This is a genomic window from Sporosarcina sp. SAFN-015, assembly GCF_051966875.1.
Taxonomy (GTDB): domain Bacteria; phylum Bacillota; class Bacilli; order Bacillales_A; family Planococcaceae; genus Sporosarcina.
This window is the reverse complement of sequence record NZ_JBQCKP010000009.1, coordinates 166,595-186,117: the sequence shown is the minus strand read 5'-3', so window position 1 is coordinate 186,117 and position 19,523 is coordinate 166,595. Positions and strand designations below refer to the sequence as shown.

The 19,523-nt window shown below is 42.3% G+C and carries 24 protein-coding genes and 1 pseudogene; 16 read left to right on the top strand and 9 right to left on the bottom strand.

The annotated features are described in order from the left end of the window. Nucleotides 1-73: 73 nt before the first annotated feature. From ACTHPA_RS15710 to ACTHPA_RS15695, 4 genes and pseudogenes are all read right to left on the bottom strand, one after another. Nucleotides 74-910: pseudogene (locus tag ACTHPA_RS15710) on the bottom strand (aminotransferase class I/II-fold pyridoxal phosphate-dependent enzyme); the annotation flags it as partial. A 148-nt stretch (nucleotides 911-1,058) separates the two neighbouring features. Next, nucleotides 1,059-1,793 (bottom strand): hypothetical protein, encoded by a 735-nt coding sequence (locus tag ACTHPA_RS15705; RefSeq protein ID WP_440501510.1) that lies wholly within the window; start codon nucleotides 1,791-1,793, stop codon nucleotides 1,059-1,061. 129 nt (nucleotides 1,794-1,922) lie between these two features. Continuing rightward, nucleotides 1,923-3,743, bottom strand: coding sequence for an oligoendopeptidase F (gene pepF, locus ACTHPA_RS15700; protein ID WP_440501508.1), 1,821 nt, complete (start codon nucleotides 3,741-3,743; stop codon nucleotides 1,923-1,925). A gap of 103 nt (nucleotides 3,744-3,846) precedes the next feature. After that, nucleotides 3,847-4,146: a hypothetical protein gene (locus tag ACTHPA_RS15695; RefSeq protein WP_440501507.1), complete on the bottom strand. Its 300-nt coding sequence runs from the start codon at nucleotides 4,144-4,146 to the stop codon at nucleotides 3,847-3,849. Between the two features lie 62 nt (nucleotides 4,147-4,208). Between ACTHPA_RS15695 and ACTHPA_RS15690 the strand changes: the two genes are divergently transcribed. The 3 genes from ACTHPA_RS15690 to ACTHPA_RS15680 are packed head-to-tail and all read left to right on the top strand — an operon-like array spanning nucleotide 4,209 to nucleotide 5,902. Continuing rightward, nucleotides 4,209-4,625, top strand: a complete 417-nt coding sequence (locus ACTHPA_RS15690; RefSeq protein WP_440501506.1) for an NUDIX hydrolase — start codon at nucleotides 4,209-4,211, stop codon at nucleotides 4,623-4,625. After that, on the top strand, nucleotides 4,625-5,422 hold the full coding sequence (locus ACTHPA_RS15685) for a class I SAM-dependent methyltransferase (RefSeq protein WP_440501505.1): 798 nt from the start codon (nucleotides 4,625-4,627) through the stop codon (nucleotides 5,420-5,422). The genes ACTHPA_RS15690 and ACTHPA_RS15685 overlap by 1 nt, the downstream gene beginning before the upstream one ends. Nucleotides 5,423-5,449: 27 nt before the next feature. After that, nucleotides 5,450-5,902 carry an NUDIX hydrolase gene (locus ACTHPA_RS15680; protein ID WP_440501504.1) on the top strand — a complete coding sequence of 151 codons (453 nt, stop codon included), beginning with the start codon at nucleotides 5,450-5,452 and terminating at the stop codon, nucleotides 5,900-5,902. Nucleotides 5,903-5,965: 63 nt separating this feature from the next. Here the strand turns inward: ACTHPA_RS15680 and ACTHPA_RS15675 are convergent, their stop codons facing one another. Further along, entirely contained in the window at nucleotides 5,966-6,409 is a 444-nt protein-coding gene (locus tag ACTHPA_RS15675) for a hypothetical protein (RefSeq protein WP_440501503.1), read from the bottom strand. A 194-nt stretch (nucleotides 6,410-6,603) separates the two neighbouring features. Here ACTHPA_RS15675 and ACTHPA_RS15670 point away from each other — a divergent pair, with 194 nt between their 5' ends. The 6 genes from ACTHPA_RS15670 (at nucleotide 6,604) to ACTHPA_RS15645 (ending at nucleotide 10,779) form a co-directional block, all read left to right on the top strand. Next, on the top strand, nucleotides 6,604-7,083 hold the full coding sequence (locus tag ACTHPA_RS15670; protein ID WP_440501502.1) for a PaaI family thioesterase: 480 nt from the start codon (nucleotides 6,604-6,606) through the stop codon (nucleotides 7,081-7,083). Between the two features lie 110 nt (nucleotides 7,084-7,193). Next, nucleotides 7,194-7,439, top strand: a complete 246-nt coding sequence (locus tag ACTHPA_RS15665) for a hypothetical protein (protein ID WP_440501501.1) — start codon at nucleotides 7,194-7,196, stop codon at nucleotides 7,437-7,439. Between the two features lie 2 nt (nucleotides 7,440-7,441). After that, complete coding sequence (locus tag ACTHPA_RS15660; RefSeq protein WP_440501500.1) at nucleotides 7,442-7,828, top strand: DnaJ family domain-containing protein; 387 nt, start codon at nucleotides 7,442-7,444, stop codon at nucleotides 7,826-7,828. Nucleotides 7,829-7,917: 89 nt separating this feature from the next. Next, nucleotides 7,918-9,069, top strand: a complete 1,152-nt coding sequence (gene nagZ, locus ACTHPA_RS15655; protein WP_440501499.1) for a beta-N-acetylhexosaminidase — start codon at nucleotides 7,918-7,920, stop codon at nucleotides 9,067-9,069. A 65-nt stretch (nucleotides 9,070-9,134) separates the two neighbouring features. Then, on the top strand, nucleotides 9,135-9,440 hold the full coding sequence (locus ACTHPA_RS15650) for a DUF4870 domain-containing protein (protein ID WP_440501498.1): 306 nt from the start codon (nucleotides 9,135-9,137) through the stop codon (nucleotides 9,438-9,440). A 133-nt stretch (nucleotides 9,441-9,573) separates the two neighbouring features. Continuing rightward, the gene (locus ACTHPA_RS15645; protein WP_440501525.1) at nucleotides 9,574-10,779 is read left to right on the top strand and encodes a dicarboxylate/amino acid:cation symporter; all 1,206 of its coding nucleotides are present in this window, start codon (nucleotides 9,574-9,576) and stop codon (nucleotides 10,777-10,779) included. Nucleotides 10,780-10,819: 40 nt separating this feature from the next. Here the strand turns inward: ACTHPA_RS15645 and ACTHPA_RS15640 are convergent, their stop codons facing one another. Together ACTHPA_RS15640 and ACTHPA_RS15635 are read right to left on the bottom strand one after the other, a co-directional pair. Then, nucleotides 10,820-11,053: a YkuS family protein gene (locus tag ACTHPA_RS15640; RefSeq protein ID WP_440501497.1), complete on the bottom strand. Its 234-nt coding sequence runs from the start codon at nucleotides 11,051-11,053 to the stop codon at nucleotides 10,820-10,822. A 119-nt stretch (nucleotides 11,054-11,172) separates the two neighbouring features. Then, entirely contained in the window at nucleotides 11,173-11,685 is a 513-nt protein-coding gene (locus ACTHPA_RS15635; RefSeq protein WP_440501496.1) for a hypothetical protein, read from the bottom strand. 87 nt (nucleotides 11,686-11,772) lie between these two features. On the opposite strand from ACTHPA_RS15635, the gene ACTHPA_RS15630 reads away from it, so the two are divergent. From ACTHPA_RS15630 to ACTHPA_RS15615, 4 genes are all read left to right on the top strand, one after another. Next, complete coding sequence (locus ACTHPA_RS15630; protein ID WP_440501523.1) at nucleotides 11,773-12,942, top strand: MFS transporter; 1,170 nt, start codon at nucleotides 11,773-11,775, stop codon at nucleotides 12,940-12,942. 142 nt (nucleotides 12,943-13,084) lie between these two features. Next, nucleotides 13,085-13,486: a MarR family winged helix-turn-helix transcriptional regulator gene (locus tag ACTHPA_RS15625; RefSeq protein ID WP_440501495.1), complete on the top strand. Its 402-nt coding sequence runs from the start codon at nucleotides 13,085-13,087 to the stop codon at nucleotides 13,484-13,486. 18 nt (nucleotides 13,487-13,504) lie between these two features. Beyond that, on the top strand, nucleotides 13,505-14,668 hold the full coding sequence (locus ACTHPA_RS15620) for an MFS transporter (RefSeq protein WP_440501494.1): 1,164 nt from the start codon (nucleotides 13,505-13,507) through the stop codon (nucleotides 14,666-14,668). Between the two features lie 84 nt (nucleotides 14,669-14,752). Next, nucleotides 14,753-16,318: a BCCT family transporter gene (locus tag ACTHPA_RS15615; RefSeq protein ID WP_440501493.1), complete on the top strand. Its 1,566-nt coding sequence runs from the start codon at nucleotides 14,753-14,755 to the stop codon at nucleotides 16,316-16,318. Between the two features lie 40 nt (nucleotides 16,319-16,358). Here the strand turns inward: ACTHPA_RS15615 and ACTHPA_RS15610 are convergent, their stop codons facing one another. Both ACTHPA_RS15610 and ACTHPA_RS15605 read right to left on the bottom strand, forming a co-directional pair. Continuing rightward, nucleotides 16,359-16,781: a protein-tyrosine phosphatase family protein gene (locus ACTHPA_RS15610; protein ID WP_440501491.1), complete on the bottom strand. Its 423-nt coding sequence runs from the start codon at nucleotides 16,779-16,781 to the stop codon at nucleotides 16,359-16,361. Further along, nucleotides 16,762-17,523 (bottom strand): metallophosphoesterase family protein, encoded by a 762-nt coding sequence (locus tag ACTHPA_RS15605; RefSeq protein WP_440501489.1) that lies wholly within the window; start codon nucleotides 17,521-17,523, stop codon nucleotides 16,762-16,764. The genes ACTHPA_RS15610 and ACTHPA_RS15605 overlap by 20 nt, the downstream gene beginning before the upstream one ends. A gap of 93 nt (nucleotides 17,524-17,616) precedes the next feature. Here ACTHPA_RS15605 and ACTHPA_RS15600 point away from each other — a divergent pair, with 93 nt between their 5' ends. The 3 genes from ACTHPA_RS15600 (at nucleotide 17,617) to ACTHPA_RS15590 (ending at nucleotide 19,517) form a co-directional block, all read left to right on the top strand. After that, on the top strand, nucleotides 17,617-18,291 hold the full coding sequence (locus ACTHPA_RS15600; RefSeq protein WP_440501487.1) for an SOS response-associated peptidase: 675 nt from the start codon (nucleotides 17,617-17,619) through the stop codon (nucleotides 18,289-18,291). 67 nt (nucleotides 18,292-18,358) lie between these two features. Then, nucleotides 18,359-18,934, top strand: a complete 576-nt coding sequence (locus ACTHPA_RS15595) for a hypothetical protein (RefSeq protein ID WP_440501485.1) — start codon at nucleotides 18,359-18,361, stop codon at nucleotides 18,932-18,934. Between the two features lie 208 nt (nucleotides 18,935-19,142). Further along, nucleotides 19,143-19,517: a nucleotide excision repair endonuclease gene (locus ACTHPA_RS15590; protein WP_440501483.1), complete on the top strand. Its 375-nt coding sequence runs from the start codon at nucleotides 19,143-19,145 to the stop codon at nucleotides 19,515-19,517. Nucleotides 19,518-19,523 lie beyond the last annotated feature (6 nt).

Here is a 19,523-nt window from a genome sequence, read left to right as displayed (position 1 = left end):
GTTTAGAAGGATTTCTACAAAAACAACATTATCCCTACATCCGCCTGAATCCGTTGGAGGCTAAGCTTCAGATGGCTGCGTGTTGGACAGCAGGGAAAAGGCTGATGAATAAATGGTGTTGCAACTTATTGATCGCTTTAATCATCTGGCTATTTCCGACAGCAAAGGCAACTCTCCAGCCAGCCATATTGTATGTCTTTGATAATGTATACATTTCAATTCCGACCTCTTTTGCACCTTCCGCTTGCAGGAAGCTGACCGGCTTCTCACCGTCAAAGCCGATTCCACCATATGCCATATCATGCAAAATGAAAATATCATTTTCCTTGGCGAATGTAACCGCTTCCTCAAAGAAGGGGACAGTCGCCACTGCGCTCGTCGGGTTGTTCGGGTAGTTCAAATACATAATTTTTGCTTTCTGTTTTACATCATCAGATAATGCCTCAAAATCCGGCATGAATCCATTTTCCTTCAGCAAAGGCATCGTTTCATAAGTGATGTTGGCGAGACTGACACCGGATAAATAATCGGGATATCCCGGATCTGGAAGCAAAAGTAGATCGCCATCATTCATCATCGCTAAAGGTACTTCAACAAGTCCTATTTTGGATCCGCCTAAAATAGCGACTTCCGTTTCTGGATCAATATCAACGCCATATTCTCGCTTATAAAATTCCGAGACCGCTTTTCGCAATTCAGGAATTCCGTTAAATGGCGAGTATCCATGCGTTTCAGGCTTCTCCACGGCTTGCTGCAACGCTTTAATAATATGAGAAGGCGTCGGTTGATCTGGATTGCCTCTCCCTAAATTAATAACGTTCTTTCCAGCTGCTTTGGCGGCGTCCACTTTTTCAACTAATGAAGAAAAGAAATGGGGCGGCATGTTTTGTACACGATTAGAAATCAGCATGTAAAAACCTCGTTTTCTTAGTTTTTTGACTCGTCTGACTAAGATGTGCTTTCATTCTACTATATGTGTCGAAGGAAACTCAACATGATTTTTCATTGAAAACGAAAAAGCCGCCGCTCTTAAAAAATGAGGCGGCAGCTCAACACTATTATTTATTATTCATGATGAACGTAAGAAGGGATATCCAATGATCAACTTGTCGTTCCATAGCGACATGGTCAGTAGATTCCTTCTTCATCCTCTTATCAAGATTTGCAAAGAAACGGATGATTCTAACCGGCTTTGTATCATCATCGATGATGATCTTCATTTCAACGGTGGCAATTCTACGGTGGATCGCTTTCTTCGCTAGCGACATCTTCTTATCGACGACTGGTGTGATAGATTGTCCGAGCGCTTCAATGCGCTCCATCGTTCCTTCGGCTTCCTTCACAACTGTTTTCTGCCGAGTGCCGTTTTCATACACTTCCACGGCCAGTATTGCGGAATATGGATAATCTGAAAGTATGTAAGGCATTTTGACAAATGCTTTTTTGACGGGCTTTCCTTCTATAGGAGCAGGCTCCCAAAAATAAATTCGACGATTTTTTTCATCAACCGCAATTTTTGAAAGAAGATCATCTGCGATGAATGTATGTGATTCAATATAGTTCGCTGCTTTCGGTAGAAATGTATTCAAATAATCTCTCTGCTTTGCTTTCAACTTTTCTTCCGCCCTTGTGGAAAGGGATAAAAAGAGTGCAGCAAAGCCGAAGAACGCCGCGAAAAAAAAGAAACCGGGAAGGAAGGCGTCCCGCTTTATGAAATAAAACATTGCAGCAATCCCGATGATAGGTGCTAGACAGCCGAACCGGACATACCAATTGGATTGTGTGGAAGACAAGTAAACCCCTCATTTCGAAAATGATACTAGGAATGCGAATAGATTTGTATTTATCATATCGGATGGAAAAGCGAATAACAACTTCAAATAAAAAGCTGCCCCTTCATGGAAAGGACAGCTCAGCCAAAATTAGTTCACTTGTGCAGCTTCAATTTCTTCTGTCAATTCTACTAGCTGGTCGATCAATTCACCGATATACGCAATCGTGTCAAGCAAAGGTTGTTCAGTCGTAATATCGACGCCTGCCATTTTAGAAAGCTCAGCAGGGGATTTCGTGCCACCTGCTTGAAGAACCTTCAGCCAATCTTCAACTGCAGGTTGACCTTCTTCCAAAATACGTTTAGATACTTGTGTGGAAATCGTCAATCCTGCACTGTACGTGTACGGATACAAGCCCATGTAGTAATGCGGCTGGCGCATCCATGTCAATTCCGCACCTTCATTGATTTTAACGTCGTCTCCCCAGAATTCTTCAAGAACGCCACGCTTCAGGCTGTTCAGTACGTTCGCATTCACACTGCCGCCAGCATCAATGCGCTCATACACTTTCCGTTGGTATGCTGCTTCCAATAAGTGTGTGACGAAGTTATGATAGTACGTACGCGCCACGATGGAAGAAATAACCCAACGTTTGAATTTCGGATCATTCGAGTTGGATAGCAAATGGTTCGCCATCAACATTTCATTCATCGTCGAAGGAGCTTCAATAAAGTACATAGATGGACGTGAATTGAAAATGTTTTGGTGTTGGTGTGCATTGTAGAAATGCCCCGCGTGTCCAAGCTCATGCGCCAATACAAAGACATCTTCCATACTGCCTGTCCATGAAATCAAAATATAAGGGTGGACGCCATAAGGGCTTGAACAGAAAGCTCCGGTCGATTTGCCGGTATTTTGCGCAAAGTCAGTCCAGCGCTCTTTATAGGAACGATCAATCATATTCATATAATCGTCACCCATAATAGCAAGCGCGTCATCGATATATTTCTTCGATTCTTCAATTGTGATTTTCGGTTCATAGTTAGGGTCTAATGGAATCTTCAAGTCGGAGAAAGTCATTTCGTCGAGTCCATGGACCTTTTGAAGAAGCTTTGCATATTTACGCATATGCGGCGCAAGATGTTTCATAATCAAATCGATTTGACGGTCATACATGGAGCGGTCAACTTCTTGGTTGAATAGAAGATATTCAAAAACGTTTTCATATCCTCTAAGATCCGAAGTTGTTTTCTCTTTTTGTAGATGCATATCGTATGTTTTAGCAGTCGTATGTTGGTACTCCCTCAATTTCGCATGGAACGCATCATACGCAGCTCTTCTTTTTTCCGTATCCGTTTCAGATTCCCATCCGCCTTCGAATGACGTATAGCTTAACGGATATTTTTCTCCGTCGACTTCAAAATCATCGAAGTTCATGTCCACTAATTTAGTCGTATTATACAATCCGTATGGCGCGTTCAAAACAGAAGAGAATGCGGCTAATGTCTTTTCCACTTCTGGATGAAGCTTATATGGCTTTTGACGAATCAATTCTTCAAGATAATTTTTATACTCCTCGGATTGGGTCATCGCTTTTTCCAATAGTTCACTTGATACTTCGGAAAGTTCACTCGTAAAGAAAGAAAGCTGGCTTCCGAGCTTGGATGCAGTCGAGCCGTATTTACTAGCACGCATTTGTGCTTCATCATTTGTTTGATCAACACTATGCGCCAAGCTTTGGTAAGCTCCAATTGGTGTCATTTTGCCCATGATGGAAGCATATCCATCTAAAGCTTCGATGATTGCTTTCTCATCAGTAATATTCCCTTTGAAGCGTTCTTCAAAGGAAGCAACTTCACTTACAAGCTGTTCGATCGCTGCATTATAATCCTCTTCCGTTTTGAAAAGGTCTTCCAAATTCCAAGTTTCTTCAATGTTCACTTCTGAACGTGGTGGTAAACTTTTCACCATTCCTATCTCTCCCTTTTAGCTCGTAATTATTACGGATGTCGAACTAATGATAGTATATAGCAAACTAATAGAAAAGTAAAAATGAATTGTCATTTCTGCGAACTTATTTACTGGACAGTCTATCTATCTCGTCAGCGACAACAAAAGCTAGATCTTCATTGCCGAAAAGCTGAAGGACATCGAGCATAGTTACGTTGTCGATATGCACATCGTCGAATCCGTCGTCGCTTTCGATTACTTCCTGTAAAGCGGCATTTTCTATTTGGTAAGGATATGCCTTTTTATAAAGTGTATGTGGATTTAATTCATTGTTCGAGCACCATTGAACAAACAGACGAATCATGAGCGTTTCATCTTCCTTATATTTTTGAATGATTTGTTCATCGATATTTCTGAATTCCATTGTCCATCCCTCCGGTGATAAGCTATGATTTTAAGTATATACGAGCAGGGGGGGATTCAATAATGAATCGAGTAGATGTTGTATATTCTGTCATCCTAAAAAAGGGAAAAGTACTAATGGTGAAGAATAGGAAATATGATAATTGGACATTGCCTGGCGGGGGTGTAGAAAAAGGGGAGACATTGGAACAGGCAGCAAAGCGCGAAGTGTGGGAGGAAACAGGACTGAATGTGACGATCGATAGATTGCTGAAGGTGAATGAGGCGTTCAGGCAGAAGGAAAACAATCATGTGTTGTTTTTCACATTTTTGGCGGAAGCAATGGATGGGGAAGTAGCCATTCAAGATGTAGGCGGTATTTTAGATGCGGAATGGAAAGATCTTTCATTCGCAAATGAAGCCATGCCTTATTATGAAAACGGTATTGAAGGACTGCTTGAAACGTCAGTGCCTTATCATTTTCAAGGAGTTCAAGCTTGATGAACCAGCAGCAAATGAGCGAAAGAAATAAAATAGGGTGGAACCAAAACGCTTATGAAGCATGGGTAGCACGGCATGGTTCACCTAAAGATTACGCAAAGGAATTATTGGCGGATCCGTCTAAAAAGGTAAGCTACTACTTGGATGAAATTGGGGATGTGAAAGGAAAAAGAGTCCTTAATTTACTTGGCTCAAAAGGAAATAAAGCAGTCTGCTTGGCACTACTTGGCGCAGATGTGACAGTAGTAGATCTATCCTCTGAAAATAAACGTTATGCAATGGAGTTGGCGAAAGCGGCAGAGGTTTCTCTAACTTATATTGTCAAAGACGTTCTGGATTTAGGTGAAGAGGATATGTCACCATTCGATATTGTCATTCTTGAAATGGGGGTACTTCATTATTTTGTTGACTTACACCCGTTATTCCAGAAGGTTTCCAAGTTGATGACCGAAACAGGAATTTTTATCGTAAGAGATTATCACCCTTTCGTTTCAAAAACGATGCGCGTTATAAATGGAGAAGCTGTACTGGATGGTGACTATTTTAGTGACAGATATGTGGAGGTTAATGTAGCCTATTCGGCACTTTTGCCAGAAACAATGCAAAACGAATTAGAGAGAAATGTAATCAGGCAGTGGATGCTATCTGAAGTAGTCAATGCTCTTGTTCATTCTGATTTAAAGATAAGAAAAATGAAAGAGGACAAGGGAGTGCATTGGGCATTTCCAGCAGGTTCACCACAAAAGATTAGCGAGAGGCTGCCTGGGACATTTACAATTATTGTGTCAAACGCATAAGTTTATTACGAAAAAGGGGAATGGGTCATGGGGTATATTGAAGAACTTAGAGAAACGGTCGGAAACCGGCCCTTATTGCTGACAGGTGTTGGAGTGGGCGTGTTCAATGAAAAAGGGGAAATTCTTCTGCAGAAAAACTTGGATGGACGCTGGGGAATTCCGGGTGGATTCATGGAGCTCGGGGAATCTGCGGAAGAAGCCGGGCGCAGGGAAGTGCTGGAGGAAACGGGGATACAAACTGGAAAGATGGAACTCGTAACCGTCGTTTCAGGTGCCCAAACACATACCGTCTTAAACAATGGCCACGAATATTACTCGGTGACAATTGTGTATGCAACGGATGATATTCGTGGCGGTGAACTGAAAGCTGACGGCGTTGAGACATCAGAAGTCGGGTTCTTTAATTTGCAGAAACTGCCGGAAGACTTGAACCCGATGATACGGGCGATGATTCATCAATATGCCGCGAAACGAAAATAAATTATACGTAAGTTATTGTGTTTATACGTGGATACTGACTCCTATTCACCGCCGATACAGGAGTTATGATTTATTTGTGACGAAAAAGCGTACAATCCAGTCGACATCGAGTGGACCGTCGACGATTTCATAATAGAGCAATGAATTTTCAACGATCAAATTCTCCGCAATGATGATCGTGACCGTATTCCCGTCCGCATCCTCTAAGCTGATAGTGAATTCGTCAATATTATCGTCTAAATTGATTTCTTCGGGCTTCAATTTCTTTACATGGTAGCTTTGCAGGAATTGAAGCAAGTCGTCTACTTTATGTTCATCATGGATGCTCCACGTCTCAGCAGGGGAACCGTGCATCGTCGGCTTCGTGAACGTAAGCGAACTGAAATCGGCATCCAATGTTTCAAAAAACTCATTGAAACTTTTTTCATTAAAATCATTGATCGTCTCGATCATTGCATACATCCCTCCGATTATAAGTGCGATGAGCAAGAAAGCGCGAATTTTCATCTCAATTCCTCCAGTCTTCGTTTGTATAGTATACGCAGCGTTTGCTTATACGGAATAGTACTCATGCTATGATTCTGGAGGAAGATTCATTAATACGAATGAGATAGTTTATAAAATAGTTTTGCTTATCAGGGGAAGGAAAGATTAGTGTTATACTAGTATTCAAATAATAAAGAATATATGGAGGGTGAAAAATGACGAAAGTTGAAAATGCGATACAAGATTTCTATGCAGATGATTTTGCTTGGTGTTTCGGATGCGGGCGGCTGAATGAGGATGGGTATCATTTCCGTACAGGCTGGGACGGAGAGAAAACGGTTACATATTATGAACCATTGGAAAAGCATATGGCGATTCCGGGGTTTGTTTACGGTGGATTAATAGCATCGTTCGTTGATTGCCATGGAACGGGGTCTTGTGCGCTCGCATTGTATCGCAAGAATGGACATGAGCCTGGCGACGACGCGGAAGTTCCACGTTTTGTCACTGCTTCTTTGAACGTGAATTATTTGAAGCCGACTCCACAAGGGAAAGTTTTGAAGGCGGTCGGAACGGTTGAAGAAATCCACCCGAAAAAATGGAAAGTTGACATCGAAGTGTTTGCGGATGATGTTATGTGCGCAACCGGGCAACTTGTCGGAGTTGTCGCTCCTGCAACATTTACGGGGAATTAACCGAAAAGAGACGAAACTTTTTCTGTTTTTTCCGTAACTTAGAAACAATGAGCAAAGAAAATATAAATAGGCGGCTACTGTCAGCCTTTTAACTGGGGAGAGTGAAATGAATGGTAGGGGCAATCATCGTTGCGATCGTCATGTGTGTGCCGATAACGGCTATTATTACCGATTACAAACGGAGGACGTTGAAGTTTAAGGCGGAAATGGTTCGGGAAGAAATTGAACTTGAGAAGTTAAAGCAGCAAAATTTCATCATCGAAACCGAAAAGATGAAACTTGAGTTGGAGCAAATGAAACTTGAATATACGTCTGGCAAAAATGATTTGATAAAAATCGATGAAAGAGTGGTATAAGAATGTCTGATAATTCAATGCCTCCATACAATGACCTGATCGGCGATATGTTAAAAAAACGTGAAAATGAAAACGGCATGGAAAATTTGAAAGGTTTCGGAAAACCGTTGCCGAAAGAGTATTTTTCAGGTGACACATTCCAGCACTTTCAAAAGATTGCTAAAGACGCGGGTTATAAACCGCATTGGTTGAAATTGCAGCACGAAATTAGCGGTATGATCAATGAGTTGGCAGCTCTTTCACCGAGTGGCGAACAGGGCATACTTCAAAAACGTGTAATTGAAATAAATGAAAAGATTGCTGAGCATAACAGACATTGTCCTCCTCCGATGTTGAAAGGCCGTATTTCACTTGATTCTATAGATAGGGCGAAAGAAATTTGGAGTTAGCCCCGAGTCATCCCATGCGTCGGGGCATAGGATTGTTCGTTTTTTGCCTCATCTTTTTATTGACGGGATGCAGTCCGGCGTCGCAAGAAATGAGTAATGAACCTCCCCAGTTCAGTGAGAGGCCGCAAATTTCAGATCAACCGGAAATCGTTCTTTCACAGGTAGATGCGTTGATGGAAGACATGACATTAGAAGAGAAGATCGGCCAATTACTCATCGTCGGTATGCAAGGGAAGACATACGGTGATGAGTTGGACCGTCTGATTCGACAACATCATGTCGGGGGGATCATTTTATTAGGAAAAAATATATCGTATCCTGCAGAAATGCTGAAATTATTGAATGATAGCAAACAGGCAAATACAGATTATAAAGTTCCTTTGTTCATTTCGGTCGATGAAGAAGGAGGACGTGTTTCCCGCCTCCCATCCAGCATGAAAAAATTGCCTGCAGCAGAATACTTCGGTCGTACGGGTGATGAAACGCTTGCTTATGATACCGGCGCTTATCTTGCAGAACTGTTGCATGCTTTCGGTTATAACATGAACTATGCACCTGTGTTGGATGTCCATAGCAACCCGAAAAATCCTGTTATCGGTGACCGGTCATTTTCATCAGATCCAAACAAAGTTGCGGATATAGGCATGGCAGTCATGCAAGGGATGACGGATAATGGTATTATTTCTGTCGTAAAACATTTTCCGGGGCATGGGGATACACATGTAGATTCCCATCTTTCTTTGCCGGTCATTGATAAGTCATTAGCCGAATTGCATGAAACCGAACTCATCCCTTTTCAACGGGCGATTGAGAAAAATGCAGATGTGATCATGGTGGCACATATTATGTTTCCTGAGTTAGATGACAAGTATCCTTCCTCTTTATCGGAAAAAATCATTACGGGTTTGCTTCGCGAGGAGATGAATTTTGAAGGTGTTGTCATTACGGACGATATGACGATGGGAGCAATCGTAAATGATTATACGGTTCCTGAAGCTGCAGTACAGTCTTTTCTTGCTGGAAGTGATCTGCTGTTGATTGCCGGCGATTATGAAAACCAAATGGGTACAATCAATGCATTGATGGCTGCAGTGCAAGAAGGGAAAATATCTGAGGAACGGATCAATGAAAGTGTGAAGCGTATTTTGACACTGAAAGAACGTTATAAGTTGAAAGATGCTCCGAATGAAGAAATTGATCTAAAATTGATCGAACGGAAATTCAATGAATTATTAGGATGAAAGTGAAACTTCCTCCTTCGTTATCCGTAAAGTATAATATAGTAGAAAACAAGGAGGTACACAATATGGAAAATACAGGATTGAAAGTGTTGGTACATGCTAGCGCATTTTTCGCACCGTTCCTTGTTCCGTTCATCATCTATTTGGTTGTGGATGATACAGAGGTAAAGAGAATATCCATCCAAGCGTTGTTATTCCAATTAGTAATGGGCGCTTTGATTTTCATTTCGGCTATTTTGATCATATTCTTGATCGGCATACCGATGATCATTGTTTTCGGTCTGATGACGATCATCGTTCCGATACTAGGAATAGTGAAATCGTTGCAAGGTGAAACATACAATTATCCAATCGTCGGCAAATGGTTCTGATCGGTCCCCCTTTTCGCGAAAGCGGTCTGGGGGCTTTTTTATTGCTTCTTTCATTCATGTTATGAATGGAGTTTGTATATGTTGGTAGTAGCAAGTGTACGTACAAATTTCATGAAAGGGGAGAGGCATGAAGATCAAATTTAATCTTGTCACGCAAATTTTTATCGCCTTTTTGTTAGCCATTATTTTAGGCAGTTTATTCGGAAGTTCCATTGATTTTCTGAAGCCATTCGGGGATTTATTTTTAAGGTTAATTAAATTCATTATCGCTCCGCTCATTTTATCCACATTGGTCGTCGGTGTTGCCGGTACGTCCGATCCAAAGCAACTCGGAAGAATCGGTATCAAGACTGTCGTCTACTATTTAGCCACTACTGCTATCGCTATTATTATCGGCCTTGCCATCGCATTCCTAATTTCGCCTGGTAAAGGAATATCCATTTCATCTGATGGATTGGTCGCTCCAGAATCAGCGACGCAGGAACCGCAAAGTGCCATTACGACAATATTGAATATTGTACCAGAGAATCCTTTTACCGCATTGGCAACGGGAAGCATTTTACAAATCATCTTCTTTGCATTATTCATTGGGCTAGCGATCACGATAGTTGGAGAAAAAGCGCGTCCCGTCTATTCGTTTTTTGAAGGGTTTGCCGAAATTATGTACAAAATTACCGGGATTGTCATGAAAGTGGCACCCATCGGCATTTTAGGTTTACTTGCCCCGGTTATCGGTCAATACGGATTATCCGTTCTTTTACCGCTTGTCAAAGTGATAGTAGCGGTTTACATCGCTTGTATTTTACACGCAGTCATTGTGTATTCAACAGCGGTTAAGACATTTTCAGGAATGAGTCCGAAAAGGTTCTTCAAAGGGATTTCGCCTGCAGCACTTGTCGCATTCAGCACTTGCAGCAGTTCGGGAACGTTGCCTGTGACAATTAAAAACACGAACGAAAATCTTGGCGTGCCAAATAAAATATCAAGCTTTGTCCTCCCGCTCGGCGCTACTGTCAACATGGACGGCACGGCAATTTATCAAGGAGTTGCCGTTATCTTCATCGCACAATTTTTTAATTTGGAATTGTCGTTCCTTCAATTGTTGACGGTTGTCCTCATAACTATTTTGGCATCTATAGGGACAGCAGGTGTTCCTGGAGCTGGTATGATCATGCTTGCGATGGTTTTGACATCTGTAAATATGCCGCTTGAAGGAATCGCATTAATTGCCGGCATCGATAGGGTGCTCGATATGATGAGAACATCAGTGAACGTTGTCGGCGATGCATCCGCAGCTGTCGTCATTGCGGGGACGGAAAAAGTATTGGATAGTGAATGAAAAACGAAAGACCGGAATCCGCTCTGGACTCCGGTCTATCTTATCGTTGTAAACGTTGTTCAACTTCATTTACGACATCTTGCACAGACATTCCGTGAATGCTGACGACCGGAAAATCGAATTGATCGACGTTCACATCGCCAATCGCACGTACGACGCCGATATCATAGCCGTTCAGATTTTCATCGCTTTCAAACATTTTCACTTCATGTCCTTTTTCCTCTAAGGCTGCTTTTACATCGTCAAATGGGTTTTCTACTGCAATTTTCGCCATTTTCGACACCTCCGCTTTCGTAAAGTGATTCCGTTCTTTGTTTTCCCGGAATTGTCTCTACTAAACACGTAGATTGATGTACAAGAGCTCATCTACCTTACATAGGAGCTATCATTACTTCACTCTCGCGAAGCTTCGTTCACTCCGCTATTTTCATTCCTCGGTTTTCTAAAGCCTGCGAAAGCATCGATAACTGTTGTAATGATTGATGCAAGACCAACTCCCATAATGATCAAATGGACTTGCGGGATAATATCATCAGGCGATCTTTGAAACACTTCTGCCAAGACATCGGCAAGGTGAGGCAAGATGATCGATGGATTGAGAAGAAGGAAAATAATTAGGATTGTCCAAGCGACATTAATGATGAGATTGCCGTAAGCCAGCCTCATTGTCCAATTGGGGGATAACGATTTGTAAGAGGCTAGAACGATTTCCATCGTAAGCAACAGTAAAGTTACTGGAAACAAAGTCATCAATGAAACATTGCCCAAGGCTGTCATTTCAACTTCAATCCTTTCAAATGCTAGTACTATGTAATCTACCCGGAAATCCTGCGTTTTAAAACGGTCAACTTTACGATTTTGAGGGATTCTTAACATTCGCACTTTCGATTGCTGTATACTGGACATATTGTTCAAATTACTTAATAAAGCGTGGGGATTTCGTTGACATCAAGTAAACAAACACAAAATCCAGCCAACCCGGTATATCCGATCATGTTTGCAATCGGGGCATGCCATTTGCTGAATGATACTCTTCAAGCGGTCATACCGGCGATGTTCCCGGTGTTGGAAAAGGAAAGAGGACTAAGTTTTACACAGCTGGGATACATCTTTTTTGCTTTGAATATGGTTGCCTCTGTCCTGCAGCCTGTCGTCGGCTATTTCAGCGACAGGAAACCGATGCCGTATGCGCTTCCTATCGGTATGACATTCTCGCTCATTGGAATGGCTGGTTTGGCAATCGCACCGAGCTATTGGCTCATTCTCCTGTCGGTCATCATATTGGGGCTTGGCTCCGCAGTATTCCATCCGGAGGGTTCGAGGGTATCCTTCTTGGCAGCAGGGACGAAAAGGGGACTTTCCCAGTCGATTTACCAAGTCGGAGGAAACTCAGGACAAGCACTGGCACCGCTGATCAGTGCATTTGTTTTAGTGCCGCTTGGGCAGAAGGGGGCAGCTGTTTTCATTGCAGTAGCGGCTCTCGGGATTTTCATCTTGTCCAAGATTTCCGCTTGGTACAAACGCCAGCTGGAATCAGATAAAAAGAACAATCGCAAAAAAGTGCTGTTATCTTCTATTGGCGAATTGACAAAAAAACAAATCGGGATTGCTCTCGCTTTATTGTTGACCATCATTTTTGCCCGTTCCTTTTACGTTACGAATGTCACTAGTTTTTACATCTTTTATTTGATGGATGGATATGGCTTGAAGATTGAGCAAGGGCAGCTATACATATTCCTTTTCATGGCACTTGGTGCTGCGGGTACATTTTTTGGTGGACCGTGGGCAGATCGGTTCGGAAGGAAAAATGTAATTGTATTGTCATTATTAGTTCCGTTGCCTCTTTGTCTATTACTCCCGCACGCTCCGCTTTGGGCGGTTGGGGTGTTGCTCGTAGTAATTGGTTTCTTTATCATGCTTAGCTTCACTGTTACTGTTATTTATGCACAAGAGCTTGTACCGACCAAAATCGGTACGATGGCCGGTTTGACGGTCGGCTTGGCGTTTGGAATGGGAGCGATCGGTGCTGTTGTAATCGGGAATTTAATGGATTCAATCGGTATCTTCCCAACGATGGTAATCGCTTCTTTCCTTCCATTCATCGGACTTGTAGGGCTCGCTTTGCCGAAAGACCAAAAGATTACGTCGCCTACCGCTCACTAATAGAAAGAAGTTTTACCGATGGAATGAAGTAATGCAAAAATGTTAACGATTAAGGCCGCTGTTCAATTGGCGGTTTTTTTGTTGTCTTTACAGATATGCTGAAGAGGCGTATACTTTATTAGTTACCTAAGTAAACAATGAGGTGTTGAAATTGAATCCATTAATTCATGAGCTGTTTCAGCGATCACGATTATTGAGCAAGGAGCTGAACATAGCACTGAAAGAACATGGCCTGTTTGCCGCGCAATGGTCGGTTATTTACTCGGTTTATCAACATGGTGAGATGACATTGACGCAAATATGGAAATACTTAAATGTAGAGGCACCAACGATTACTCGGACTGTCAATCGATTAGAGGAAATGGGCTGGCTAGTGACGCGTGAAGGGAAGGACAGGCGTGAAAAATATGTCAGCTTAACAGAAAATGCGATTCTGCAGCTCTCCGATATTAAAAAGACAATCATTCGGTTTGAAGAACAAAGTTTGAGAGGTCTTTCAGGGGAAGAGGAAAAGCTTCTCATGGAATTATTGAAAAAAATATAAGTTAAGGAGTATGATTCATTGAATAATAAAGAACCTATTTGGACGAAGCCGTTTATTAGTTTGTTCTTGACAAATTTATCTGTTTTTATTGTGTTTTATGGCTTAGTCTCGACTTTACCACTTTACGCAAAAGATGCACTGAGCAGGACAGACGAAGAAGCTGGCCTGTTAATGACAATCTTCTTAATATCCGCTATTATTGTACGTCCATTTACTGGAAAACTGCTTGATATTGTCGGGAAACGAAAAATGCTGCTAGTCAGCTTATTCTTCTACCTCATTTGCACGATTCTCTATTATTTCATTACACCATTCGGAGGCTTGCTTGCCTTGCGATTCTTCCAAGGTGTTTGGTTCAGCATCGTGACAACGGCAGCAGGTTCACTCGCCGCGGATATCGTCCCGCCAACGAGAAGAGGGGCAGGGCTTGGCTACTTTGTTATGTCGACGAATTTGGCGGTCGTTATTGGACCATTCATTGCCCTTTTTGTTATCCAAACATATTCCTACGATGCATTGTTCATTTTAATGAGTGTCCTTATGATTATCGGTGCGGTTGTGGCTCTTCTAATTCCGAAAATGGATATGGTGCCTGTTGCAACGAAGTCAAAAGGTTTTACATGGAATGACTTGTTTGAGAAAAAAGCGTTGCCGATTGCATTTTTGGCGAGCTTAATTGCATTTTCTTATGCCAGTGTCCTTTCCTATTTGTCGATTTATGCGCAAGAGAAAGGCTTATTGCCGCTAGCGAGTTTCTTTTTTGTCGTCTTTGCAGCGGTTATGCTTATAACTCGACCATTCACCGGGAGAATTTTTGATGAAAAAGGACCGGCATTTATTTTGATACCTGGATTCCTATGCTTCTTCTTCGGTTTGTTCATCCTATCCTTCATGGATTCCTCGGGATTATTTTTAATTGCAGGAGCGTTTGTCGGGCTTGGCTATGGAGCACTTGTACCGAGCATGCAGACGCTTGCAATCCAATCGACGTCACATCAAAGAAGCGGGTATGCGACAGCAACATTCTTTACGCTATTCGACTCGGGGCTTGCTGTCGGATCGTATGTGTTAGGAATTATAGCAGTTCAAATGGGATACCGGAATGTATATTTGTTATCCGCCCTTATTGTCCTTGCAGTATTAGCTTTATATGGTTTAATCATCCGAAAACGGCGAAGTTGAAAAACATCGCCGTTTTTTCATGTTATCTTTTGTTAATTTAGGGTACACACTAGGTAACTATGTTTATTGGGAGTCGATTTTGTTTTGGACAGAAAGTTTTGGAAGAATCCGGTGTTTACGATATCAGCAGTCGCTATATTAGTGCTTGTCATCCTAGGAACGGTAGTGCCAGGTCCGTTTGGGGAAGTTGCAGGACAATTATACGGTTTTACGACTGCGAAGTTCGGTTGGTTTTATTTATTAACAGTTTTCATTATCGTTGTTTTTTTAGCTGGCTTAGCAATTAGTAAATTCGGTGCGATACGTTTAGGAGGGGACGAGGAAAGGCCTGACTATCCATTTTTCACTTGGATCGGCATGCTGTTCTCGGCAGGATTTGGAGTCGGACTCGTTTTCTGGGGAGTCGCGGAACCGATGAGCCATTATTTCACTTCTCCTCTTAAAGGTATCGAACCGCAATCTGAGGAGGCGGCACGCATTGCAATGGGCTATTCGTTCTTCCATTGGGGAATCTCGCAATGGGGTATCTTTGGGATTGTCGGGCTCGTTATCGGGTTTCTCCAGTTCCGAAAAAGGAAGGATGGTTTAATTTCAACAGCGCTGGAGCCGTTGGTCGGTTCGAATCGCCATTTAAAGACAGGCATCGATTCATTCGCAGTTATTGCTACCGTCATGGGAATCGCGACATCACTCGGCATGGGAGTGTTGCAGATGAGTGGCGGTTTGGAGTATGTATTTCATACGAAAAACACATTTTGGATACAGCTAATTATTATATTCATTGTTTTCGTCGCTTATATGATTTCAGCTTCAAGCGGTTTGAGTAAGGGGATTGCTTATTTAGGCAACTTTAATTTAGCGATGGCTATTGCATTGCTTATCTTTTTCTTTTTTGTCGGTCCTAAGGTTTTTATTCTCGAAAGCTTCACATTGGCAATAGGGGATTACATTAATAATTTCATTCGATACAGTTTACGGCTGCAGCCGTATCAAGGCGGGACGTGGGTAAGGGAATGGACGATCTTTTACTGGGCTTGGACAATAGCATGGTCTCCTTTCGTCGGCGCTTTCGTCGCCCGCGTTTCTAAAGGGCGCACAATCCGAGAGTTTATTGCCGGAGTTATGATTATTCCTCCGGTCTTCGCTTGTATGTGGATTGCAACATTAGGCGGGACGGCATTATATAGCGATTTGAACAATGGGACGAAGATCGCCGAGGCAGTAGATGCGGACGTCACTTCCGCCATATTTGAAACGCTCAACCATTTACCGTTTACAGGCGTTGTTTCATTTTTATCCATTGTACTCATTTTTACATTCTTAATAACATCTGCAGATTCTGCGACTTATATATTAGCAAGTATGACGACCAAGGGGAGCTTGCTTCCTCCTCTTATCGTCAAAATGATTTGGGGCTTCCTCATGTCGGCGATTGCGGCAGTATTGCTTTATGCGGGCGGGCTGGAGGCTTTGCAATCTGCATCTCTCGTTTCTGCGTTGCCATTTACTCTATTTCTCATTTTACTCATCTTTTCTTTAGGTAAGTTGTTGAGGAAAGAGCCGATTACGGTAAGGCCAACTGATATCAGACGTTTTGAGAAGATTGAGCGGGAAGTGAAAAAGAAAGCGAAGCGCAAGGAGAGGAAATGAAAAAAGTGGAGGTGGGGGTATCCCTGCCTCCGCTTTTTCATTATCCGTATAGACGATTCAGTGCCTCTTTAAAGGCCGGTTTGATGTTTGTTTCGGGACGGATCGCTTGTGTCATTAGCTCCGCTTCCTCCACATTTTCCGCTTTGCCTAATTCAATAAGCGTGGCTGCCGCAAGGGTGCCCCCGCGTCCTCTACCAGTATTACAATGGAAATATACATTTTTGCCTTCTTTGTAAGCTTCCATCACTTTGTTCACCGCTTCACGGATAGAGTTGTCCTGTTCATCAGCACCGTCCAACAACGGTTGATGGATGCTTACGTTGCTCGGCAATGAACCTTCCACTTCTGCACGCAAATCAAAAATAACGTCAATCTTTTCATTAGCCATCAATTCTTCAATTGCATCGACACCGCCGAAGAAGATACGATCGGTCACTAATGCTTTATACGGTTTGTTTGTCATGTACCTCACCTTTTTTCAAATTCTTTTTTTCTTTTGCTGTAACGGAGTAAACAATTTTTTCGGGAAGCTGGAGGCAGTTCAACTGTCCGCCGTATACGGCAGCACCATCGATGCCGATTATTCGATTTTCACCAAAGAACACCGAACAGCCTTGCTTGTCCTTATGTAAGTTCTTTGTCGGGGTATGTCCGAAGATAACCGTCTTCTCTCCATTATATCCGTTGTGGAAGACATCTCGAATCCAAATGAGCTCATAAGGATCTGTTTCTTCTACCGGTTTTTCTGGATGGACGCCTGCGTGGACGAAGATAGTGTCATCCCATTCCAAATAATAATCGAGGGTTTGTATAAACTGAATATGTTCCTCCAATTCAACGGAATGGATTTCTGGTTTGACGAAAGGTTCTTCTTCCCCAACTTTAAATTCTTCTTCGGAAAAACCATAACTTTTCAATGTTGCATCTCCGCCATTGCGGTTAGTCCAGTTCTTCCAAGCCCGTTCCTCATTGGTTCTGAATGCCTTTACCAACATTTCATCGTGATTTCCTTTCAGAACAATAGCTCCTTCGCTTTTCAACTCCATCACCTTGTCAAGCACCTCTTTTGAATGAGGCCCTCTGTCGATATAGTCACCTAGAAGTACGAGCTGATCTTGGGTGGAATCATACCCAGTTCTTTGCAAAAGCTCCTCGAACAGCTCCAGCTCTCCGTGAATATCGCTGATGACAAGTGTTCTCTTCATTGAAATCACCCCTTCTGCCATTTTTCATGAAACTACCCAATAGCAATGGTATCATTAACTAAATAATCGTGAAAGTAAGAGGAGGATTCCTATATGTGTGGCCGCTTCACTTTATTTGCACCGTATTATGAAATTATCGATCGATTTGATATTGAATCGGCATTTGCAGAAAGCGACTATATACCGAGCTACAACATCGCACCGTCGCAACAAGTGGTTGCGATTATTAATGATGGACAGAAAAACCGTTTAGGACATCTTAGATGGGGATTGATTCCACCGTGGGCGAAGGACGAAAAAATCGGTTATAAGATGATCAATGCCCGGGCTGAAACAGTAGCCGAGAAGCCTAGCTATCGGAAAGCTTTTCAAAAGCAGCGCTGCATTCTTCCTGCGGATTCATTTTATGAATGGCAAAGGAGAGACGGAGAGAAGATTCCGATGCGAATCAGGCTTAAAAATGATGAACTATTCGCTATTGCAGGATTGTGGGAATCATGGAAGTCTCCTGAAGGAAAGATCATTCATACTTGTACCGCTATCACGACTGAACCAAATGATTTAATGAAGCCGATTCATGATAGAATGCCGGTTATTTTGAAAAGAGAAGATGAGGCTGCATGGCTTGATCCTCGGAATGCTGATATTGATTTCCTGGGGAATATGTTGATGCCATTCGATGAGGAGCAAATGGAGGCATATAGTGTTTCATCTGCAGTAAACTCACCGAAGAATAATGAAGAGTCGCTGATTGTGCCTATTTGTTAATTGAAATTTGAAACGAATCTCTTGCTCCTTCGTCTACTAGTTAACAAGGGAGAGGGGTTGGAATAGCTTGAGATGTTGTAAGCGTATTATTCCTATTAGCGTATTGTTATTAGTTTTATTATGGTGGAAACCATTAGACGCTTCCGCATGCTCGTGCGTCATGCCACCGCCACCGGAAGATGCACTAGATCAGGCGGACGCTGTATTCAGTGGTGAAGTGGTAAAGGTGATCGAGAATAAGGGGATTAAGCGTGGGTATGGAAATGTCGTTCATTTCAAAGTTGATAAAGCATGGAAGGGAACTGATGAATCTGAAATGGTCATCACTACCGGATATGGCGGCGGTGATTGCGGCATTTCTTTTGAAGAGGGACAGCAATATCTCGTATATGCATCAGCGAGCAATATGTATGAGGCGGGAACTTTATCTACCACGATTTGCCACAGGACAACTGAAATTTCCGGTGCAACAGAAGATTTGAACGCATTGGGTGAAGGCCGGGAAGTAGGCAGTACACATGAAGGTCGAGATGAAAAGGAATCCTCCTTCCCGTGGTGGGCGTTTGCTATATTTATTGTCGGATTGATCTTCATATTCATCGGTTTCCAATACAAAAAAATAAAGAAAAATGCAAGAAGCTAAAGCCGTCATGAAGAACGACTATTGTGAGTAAAAGCGCAGCGCTTTGAGCACATACTGCACGTATTTTTTCTCTGGTATATGAGAAGAGGAATGGCAGATGCCCTTTTTTGATATAAAACTCGGTTAAAGGCGAATGGCATAACATTTCACAATCCGTTCCGAATTATGGTAGGATTTAGATTCACAAAAGAAGAGGACGTGAAAATGAATGATTTCAATTACAATTCCGAATCCGGATGTAACGATTCAGCAACGCAAGCAAGAAATGAGCGCAGACGAAGCGCCAATCAAACCCATCAATGGTTTTATCGATCTTCATGAAATTCCACGCGACAAAGGAGGACTCATTCTTTTTTACAATAAAAGTGATGAATTGTTGTTTGCCGGGAAAGCAAGAAAGCTACGTCAACGTGTGAAAAAGCATCTTGAAGATACTACCTCACCAATTAAAAATCATCGACATGAAATCAATAAGATTTCCGTCATCATAGTCGATGATCCGATGGAACGGGAAATTTATGAAACTTATATCATCAATACATTACGTGCAAAATATAATGTAGATAAAGTGTTTTTCGAATAATTGACG